At 53.8% G+C, this 8,294-nt stretch carries 1 protein-coding gene and 6 pseudogenes; 3 read left to right on the top strand and 4 right to left on the bottom strand.

Annotated features, from left to right (window positions below; translation table 11 throughout):
* Positions 1-179 precede the first annotated feature (179 nt).
* The 3 genes and pseudogenes from hemG to pepQ all read right to left on the bottom strand — a co-directional run.
* Positions 180-707: pseudogene (hemG, locus tag ACMZI0_RS07560) on the bottom strand (menaquinone-dependent protoporphyrinogen IX dehydrogenase); the annotation flags it as partial.
* Between the two features lie 31 nt (positions 708-738).
* A complete protein-coding gene (trkH, locus tag ACMZI0_RS07555) occupies positions 739-2,190 on the bottom strand; it encodes a Trk system potassium transporter TrkH (RefSeq protein WP_415672489.1) in 1,452 nt (483 codons plus the stop codon).
* A gap of 44 nt (positions 2,191-2,234) precedes the next feature.
* Positions 2,235-3,587: pseudogene (gene pepQ / locus ACMZI0_RS07550) on the bottom strand (Xaa-Pro dipeptidase).
* Positions 3,588-3,770: 183 nt separating this feature from the next.
* On the opposite strand from pepQ, the pseudogene fadB reads away from it, so the two are divergent.
* From fadB to ACMZI0_RS07535, 3 pseudogenes are all read left to right on the top strand, one after another.
* Positions 3,771-5,927 (top strand): annotated as a pseudogene (fadB, locus tag ACMZI0_RS07545) (fatty acid oxidation complex subunit alpha FadB).
* 20 nt (positions 5,928-5,947) lie between these two features.
* Positions 5,948-6,397, top strand: a pseudogene (locus ACMZI0_RS07540) (beta-ketoacyl synthase N-terminal-like domain-containing protein); the annotation flags it as partial.
* Positions 6,392-7,432 (top strand): annotated as a pseudogene (locus ACMZI0_RS07535) (L-talarate/galactarate dehydratase); the annotation flags it as partial. The pseudogenes ACMZI0_RS07540 and ACMZI0_RS07535, both read left to right, overlap by 6 nt.
* Positions 7,433-7,581: 149 nt before the next feature.
* Here the strand turns inward: ACMZI0_RS07535 and fre are convergent.
* A pseudogene (gene fre / locus ACMZI0_RS07530) lies at positions 7,582-8,268 on the bottom strand (NAD(P)H-flavin reductase).
* Between the last annotated feature and the right edge of the window lie 26 nt (positions 8,269-8,294).

The following is an 8,294-nucleotide window of genomic DNA, read 5'->3' as shown; positions in this document are numbered from 1 at the left end:
AAGTCAACATCTTTCGTTCAACTTTCTAACTGACCTCGCAACCGCGAATCGCTGTTGCCGTGTCAGTGGAGGCGCAGTATAGACACTTCTCGCGCCCTGACAAGCGCTAATTTCAATTTTATTTCTGAGTGCGCATTTTTTTGGCAGGGCGTACTAAAAATCAGCATTAAACGCGTTTTTTTTGCACCAAGCTGAGCAAATTCATGCGCGAAATGCTCAACCTGTTGCCAATCTGTGTATTCAATCTCTTTACTGCTGTCCGTCTCACCACCGGTCATACGCATAATAAGCTGAATCATAACCCGATCGAGCCAGCCATAGCGCGGATAGCGCAATGCACCAGCAAACACACCGCACAGCGCTGGCTGCCACGGTGAACGCAGCAAAAACTTCCTTGTGTAAGGATTGGTTTGTGGTGTGAGCTTTTCTGGCTTACGCGCTGTCAGATTCACAGAAAAGAAAGCATTCGGCAGACGCTGCAATTCCTCCAAATGCTGTTTGATAAAGGTGTAGACCTCCGGCTGGAAATGACCGTAACGCACCGAGGCACCAATCAGAATGCGATCGTAGTGCGCGGGTTCGATATTCTCAGCCGCAGCCAGATTCACCACATCGCACTCTACCTTCCCCTTTAGCACATTGGCGATATAAGAGGCGATAGCCTTGGTTTGACCATCCTTACTGGAAAAAAGTATCAACGCTTTCATAGGACATTGCTCTTTGGCTTTTTGTTTTAGGTTATGCGCGCCAGAACGTAGGGGTAAACAACACCAGCAAGGTAAATACCTCAAGACGCCCGAACAGCATAGTAGAGATCAGAATCCATTTCGCAGCATCATTCATGGTGGTGAAGTTATCGGCCACTACACCTAATCCTGGCCCCAGATTGTTTAACGTCGCCGTGACAGCGGCAAAAGCAGAAAAATCATCTACGCCGGTGGCAATAACCGCCAGCATACTGACAATAAATACCAACGCATAGGCGGAGAAAAAGCCCCATACAGCTTCGAGAATCCGCTCCGGCAACGCACGACGACCAAGCTTTATGGTATAGACAGCGTTAGGGTGCACCAACCGCTTCAACTCACGGTGCCCTTGCAAGAACAACAGCAGGATACGAATCACTTTTAAGCCGCCTCCCGTCGAACCTGCACACCCACCGACAAAGGCAGAGCACAGCAGAAGAACGGGCAGGAATAGCGGCCAGGCAGCAAAACTACTGGTAGTAAACCCCGCAGTGGTGGCCATAGAGACCACCTGGAAAAACGCCTGATTTAGCGTCTGAATACCGCTGTCGTAGACATTATGGAACCAAAGCACCAGCGTACATACTGCCACCAGCGACATTTGAACAAAGATGAACATGCGAAATTCCGGGTCACGCCCATATACCTTGAGGCTCCTGCCGCTCAGCATGGCAAAGTGCAAGCCGTAATTACACCCGGAAATCAACAGAAACACGGCGATGATGGTATTGATGGTGGGGCTGTTAAAATAGCCGATGCTGGCGTCATGGGTCGAAAAGCCGCCGATGGCGATGGTGGAAAAGCTGTGCCCGATAGCATCAAACAGCGACATCCCCGCCAACCACAACGCTACAGCGCAGGCCACGGTAAGCAGCACATAGATCATCCATAACGTTTTCGCAGTTTCAGCGATGCGGGGCCGCATTTTATTATCTTTCAACGGCCCAGGCATCTCAGCACGGTAGAGCTGCATCCCTCCAACGCCAAGGATAGGCAGAATAGCCACAGCCAGTACGATGATCCCCATACCACCGAACCACTGCAACATCTGCCGATAAAACAGAATGGCTTTGGGGAGAGAATCCAGCCCGACCAACGTCGTCGCGCCCGTGGTGGTTAATCCGGAGAATGATTCGAAGAAGGCATCCGTTACGCTGAGATTCGGATGTTCAGAAAAGATAAAGGGCAATGCCCCTACGCTACCCAGTACGGTCCAAAACAGCACCACAATCAAGAAACCTTCCCGCGAGGCCAGCTCATGCTTGTGCTTACGATTGGGAAACCAGAGCGCGCTGCCAATAAACAGGGCAACTAAAAAGGTTTGCGTGAATGCCCGTCCTGCGCCGTCACGATAAATCAGAGCAACCAGACCAGGGATAAACATGGTCCCGGAAAACAGAATAACCAGTAACCCTACAATGCGGGTAATGGCGCGCAGGTGCATGGAGAAACATCCTTAACGAGTCATCAAACAGCGCTGAATTATTATCATATAATGGATATTTGCAACGTTCCCCTGCTTATATCGCGCAAACGGCGCACCGTCTCCTCATAAGTACTGTCGGGGATCGCCACCTGCAATGTCACTTCTGCACCATAATCACAGGTATTCACTTCGCCGCCCATTTGGCGGATTAACGCGGTAACGGGCACATGTAAGGTATAGTCGCATTGCAGCCGATACGCCGTACGCAGCACTTTTTCCAACGTTTCCACTTGCTTCAATGCTTGCTGGACGCCGCCACCATATGCTTTGACCAATCCCCCGGTACCTAACGGGATGCCGCCATAGTAACGCACCGAGACGGCAGTTATCTCACCGATTCCGCTTCCCATCAGTTGCGCCAGCATGGGTTTTCCCGCCGTTCCTGAGGGTTCGCCATCATCCGAGAAGCCAAGCTGTTGCGAGTCATCCGGCGCACCCGCCACAAAGGCCCAGCAGTGGTGCCCGGCGTCTGAATAACGCACGCCAACCTTCATTGATTCAATCAGCGCCTGCTGCTCTTGGTTCAAATCCTTAATGAGCTGCGCAAAAAGATGGTCGCTTTGCGCGGCATAGGTGCGAGTCAGATCGGCAGCATAGCCATGATATTCCGCACCTGCGTCGATCAAAAAGCTTCTTACGTCGGACGGCACACTCTGCTCAAGCTGGGTATAGTGCAGCACAGCGGAGTGCTAATTGAGCGCTACAATATTGTCATACGGCACATCCGTATCCCGGTGACCTGTCGCAGTAAGATAGGCTTGATTGATATCGAACTCGCTCATACCGGACAGAAAAGCTTCATGCGCGGCGCGGTGCCCTACCACCGCCGTTTTCTGCGCCTCACGCATACAGAACGGTTCGTAGTCGGTTTTATAAGCACGATGGTAGTGAAGGTAATCCAGTGCGGATTTCGGATTGATGTGCTGAGGAGCAATCCCCAAGGCCAGCGCACGTTCGGGAACATAGCCAAGATAGGCCACACGCTCGCGTGCCGCAGGCAACAGCGAACCAATATCGTCTACCTTGCGAAGCACATTCACTTCAATGTCTTTGGTCCAGAAGCTCTCCGGCAATGGCGCAACGTTATGCCAGTAATCAACCGGAGAATAGAACCACAATCGTGGCTTGTTAACACCGTCCACCCACAGCCAGCAATGGGGCACTTGGGTTACCGGAACCCAGGCTTTGAACTGAGGGTTAACCTTGAAGGGATATTCCTGATCGTCCAAAAAGCGAGTCAGGGGCTCCCCGGAATGAATGAACACCGCATCGAGCTGATGCTGCGTCAGTACGGTTTGCGCGCGCTGTTGCATCGTCGCCAGATGCTGGTGGAACAAAGACGCCAGCTTTTCCATGAAGATCCTCATTAACCATAGCAAGATACGCTCAGTGTATCACAGTGATTGCTGGAGGGTAGCGGTGGGCGCTTTGTGATCAAAATAGCAAATAATTAATCTTTTATTTTCATTTATTTAACATTAGACCACAACCCAGTCATCTGGTCATACCAGATAATTATACGGCTTCTGGAGATCGCTATGCTTTATCAAAGTGAAACGCTCTACGTGCGCTGGCTGGAGGAAGGAATAGCGGAGCTGGTTTTCGCCTCTCCCGGCTCGGTGAATACACTGGGTTGCCAGCCTTGGCAATGCGTTGACCGTGCTTGAGCAGTTGGAAGGCTTGCAGGGCCTGCTGCTGCGCTCGGATAAACCGGCGTTTATCGTCGGTGCCGATATTACCGAATTCTTGTCGCTGTTTGCCGCACCGTGCGAGCATCTTCAGACCTGGCTGGAAGAAGCTAACCGTATTTTCAACCGCCTTGAAGATCTGCCGGTGCCTACGCTCGCCGCCATCAACGGCTATGCCCTTGGCGGTGGCTGCGAATGTGCACTGGCCATCGATCTGCGCATCGCCACACCATCCACGCGCATCGGCCTGCCAGAAGTGAAACTCGGTATCATGCCCGACTTTGGCGGATCCGTTCGCCTGCCGCGCCTGTTGGGTGCTGACAGCGCGCTGGAAATCATTTCCGCAGGAAAAGACATCGGTGCTCCAGAGGCACTGAAAATCGGTTTGGTTCAGGCAGTCGTGCCCGATGAAAAACTCGTAACGGCCGGGATAGATATTCTTCGCCAGGCCATTTGCGGCCAGATTGATTGGTTGTCGTACCGCACGCCAAAGCGGGAACCGCTCAAGCTCAACGCGATAGAGGCAGCAATGAGCTTTACCACGGCCAAAGCGATGGTGGCACAAACCGCAGGTAAACATTACCCCGCCCCCTTGACCGCAGTAAAAACCGTTGAGGCGGAGGCTGGAATGACGCGCGATGACGCGTTACGCATTGAGACACAGCACTTTGTTACGCTCACCGCGACGCCAGCGGCACGTGCGTTAGTCGGCATTTTCCTCAATGATCAGTACGTTAAGGGTAAGGCCAAGAAACTGTCAGGCGCGGTATCCGTACCGCAACAAGCTGCCGTGCTGGGCGCAGGTATTATGGGCGGCGGCATCGCCTACCAGTCCGAGTACAAGGGCGTGCCGATTGTGATGAAAGACATCAATGGCAAAGCGCTGGAATTGGGCATGAAAGAGGCCGCCAAGTTGCTCAACAGCCAGCTTACGCGCGGCAAGCTGGATGGTAATATCCTGAGCCAAATTCAGCCAACGCTCGATTATGGCCGCTTTGCAGATATTGATATCGTGGTGGAAGCCGTAGTGGAAAACCCCAAGGTGAAGGGAGAAGTGCTGGCACAAATGGAAACACACCTTTCCGAAAACGCCATCTTGGCTTCCAACACCTCGACTATCCCTATCGCCTTGCTGGCAAAATCCCTGCAACGCCCAGAGCGTTTCTGCGGCATGCACTTCTTTAATCCGGTGCACCGTATGCCGCTGGTGGAAATCATCCGTGGTCCGCAAACCAGCGATGACACCATCGCGCGCGTGGTGGCCTATGCCAGCAAAATGGGGAAAACCCCGATTGTGGTTAACGATTGCCCGGGCTTCTTCGTCAACCGCGTGCTGTTCCCCTACTTCGCCGCTTTCAGCTTGCTGCTGCGCGATGGCGCTGACTTCTGCCAGATAGACAGTGTGATGGAGAAACAGTTCGGCTGGCCAATGGGACCGGCCTATTTGCTGGACGTTGTCGGTATCGATACCGCTCACCATGCACAAGCCGTTATGGCGCAGGGCTTCCCGCAGCGAATGCAGAAAACCGCAGCGACGCTATCGATGTATTGTTCGAACATCAGCGCTACGGTCAGAAAAACGGGCAAGGGTTCTATCGCTACGTCCCCGATAAGAAGGGCAAGCCGGTAAAAGAACAAGATGAAAGCGTTGATGCACTGCTGTCAGAAGTCACCAATAGCAGTACCGCATTCACGGCACAAGAGATTATCGCCCGCATGATGATCCCGATGGTCAACGAGGTCGCCCGCTGTCTGGAAGAAGGCATTGTCGCCAGCCCGGCAGAAGCCGATATGGCGCTGGTGTATGGGCTTGGTTTCCCGCCGTTCCACGGTGGTGCCTGCCGCTATCTCGATACGCTGGGTAGTCGCGAATACGCGCTACAGGCCAACGCCTTGGAATCCCTCGGGGCAATATACCAAATCCCCGAAAGCCTGCGTCAGTTGGCGGAGCGTAACGACAGCTACTATCCCCCAACGGCACCGCACGCTGGTATCTCTCTCGGTTAATCGGCATGAGGTCACAGAATATGGAAAACGTTGTTATTGTCGACACCATCCGTACCCCGATGGGACGCTCAAAAGGGGGCGCATTTCGTCAGGTTCGCGCCGAAGATCTTTCCGCTCACTTGATGCGTAGCCTGTTGAGCCGTAACCCGGCGCTGGACTCACATGAGATAGACGATATCTACTGGGGCTGCGTGCAACAAACGCTGGAGCAAGGCTTTAACATTGGCCGCAACGCAGCACTGCTGGCGGAAATTCCGCCGACCGTCCCCGCCGTAACGGTCAACCGCCTGTGCGGCTCCTCCATGCAGGCGCTGCATGATGCCGCACGCGCCATCATGGTGGGTGATGCCAGTACGTGTCTGATTGGCGGCGTGGAGCACATGGGGCATGTGCCGATGAACCACGGCGTCGATTTTCATCCGGGCCTGAGCCGCACCGTGGCGAAAGCGGCCGCCATGATGGGGCTGACGGGGCGCCAAAAGCCATTAACAGAAGTCGCGATCATTTTTGCTGAAATCCGCACACGGGAGGGTTTTGAGGGTGTGGGGTTCAGTTACTCCAAACGCGCGGGTGGTCAGGGTATTTACGCGCACGCTAAAGAGATTGCCGATAATCTGCTGGGGGAAGATCCTAACGACATCGACAAAATCTACACCAAACTGCTGTGGGCAGGTGCTTTCCGTAGGGCGCAGCGGTATGGCGATACAGGCTATCTCCCCGATTGATATTGCGTTGTGGGACATGAAAGCCAAACGCTCCAGATTACCGCTGGCAAAGCTATTGGGCGCACACCGCGATTCGGTGCAATGCTATAACACCTCGGGCGGTTTTCTGCATACACCGCTGGATCAGGTTCTGAAAAACGTGGTGATTTCCCGCGAAAATGGCATTGGCGGCATTAAAATCAAAGTAGGACAACCTGACACCGCAGAAGATATTCGCCGTCTCACCGCCGTGCGTCAGGCTCTGGGCGATGACTTCCCCTTGATGGTCGATGCCAATCAGCAATGGGATCGCGAAACCGCCATCCGTATGGGCAGGAAAATGGAAGCGTTCAATCCGATTTGGATTGAGGAACCGCTGGATGCCTATGATGTAGAGGGCCATGCAGCGCTGGCAACAGCGCTGGACACCCCGATTGCCACCGGCGAATGCTGACAAGCTTCCGGGAACACGAGCAACTGATCCTCGGCAATGCCTGCGATTTCGTTCAGCCAGACGCACCGCGCGTTGGCGGCGTGACGCCGTTTCTGAAAATCACGGATCTGGCGGCCAAACACGGTAAGAAATTGGCACCGCATTTAGCGATGGAAGTGCGCCTGCACCTCGCCGCCGCCTATCCCATCGAACCCTGGCTGGAACACTTTGAATGGCTGAACCCGCTGTTCAACGAACAGCTTGAACTGCGCGATGGCCGGATGTGGGTCTCTGACCGTGCGGGACTGGGCTTCACCATCAGCGAGCAGGCGCGGCGCTGGACGGTGCAAACCTGTGAATTTAAGTAATCGGTAGCGCATCCCGTTGCGGCTAATGCTGGTCTGCCTTGGCTACAACGCAAGATGCTTTGGTGCACCTTTGGCACACGTGCTGTTTCCACCCGTTGATGAACTCCGCCGGAAACAGCACGTTTTTTAAGGCACTTACTTTAAGGCACTCAAATGAAGGAGAATGCGTCGCTGTAGAGGTGATCAATCAGCGCGCCACGCTCGTTACAGAAGCGCTAGCGGGCAATTTTCGCCATTTCAAAGCGGCCTGCAATATAGATATCGTGGCCGGACAGCGTACCGTAGTCCTGCAACACCGCGCTCAGCACAGTACCCGTTCTGCCGTGCCACTCCCCTTCCGGTTGCTCAACCACAGGGATGACCTGCAAGTGCGCGTGTTGGCTCGCCAGAGCCTGTAACTCTGTCAAATCATACAGGTGCTTGATCTCCCACCCACCCCAGTAGATGGCAACATCGCGCTCCGGCTGATGTGCCAGCACCGTCAACAGAATAGAACGCACATAAGAAAAACCGGTGCCGCCTGCAATCAAGATTAACGGGCGATCGCTCTCTTCGCGCAACCAAGCCTCACCGTGAGGAATATCTACCGTCAGTACGCGCTCTTTCAGAATACGATCCATCACCGCCATCGCGTACAGATTCAACTCTGAGACACCCACGTGCTGTTCCATCGGCGTTGACGCCATTGAGAACGGGCGTTTATCCCGTTCATCCATGACCACCATCAAATACTGACCGGCCCGGAAAGAGAAAGGGGCTTCCTGCAACAAACGTACCCGATAAACCGTATCCGTTATCGCCTCTACGGATGTCACTTTACAGCTCAATGTTGTCATGCATTCCCTCTAAGGGTGATAAAAGC

The organism is Symbiopectobacterium sp., assembly GCF_047692315.1.
GTDB lineage: Bacteria > Pseudomonadota > Gammaproteobacteria > Enterobacterales > Enterobacteriaceae > Symbiopectobacterium.
The sequence above is the reverse complement of the archived record's forward strand: the minus strand, read 5'-3'. Positions and strand labels throughout refer to the sequence as shown.

Bases quoted from the DNA above. Each gene is read 5' to 3' on its own strand.
- trkH (WP_415672489.1), bottom strand. From the start codon at position 2,190: ATGCACCTGCGCGCCATTACCCGCATTGTAGGGTTACTGGTTATTCTG.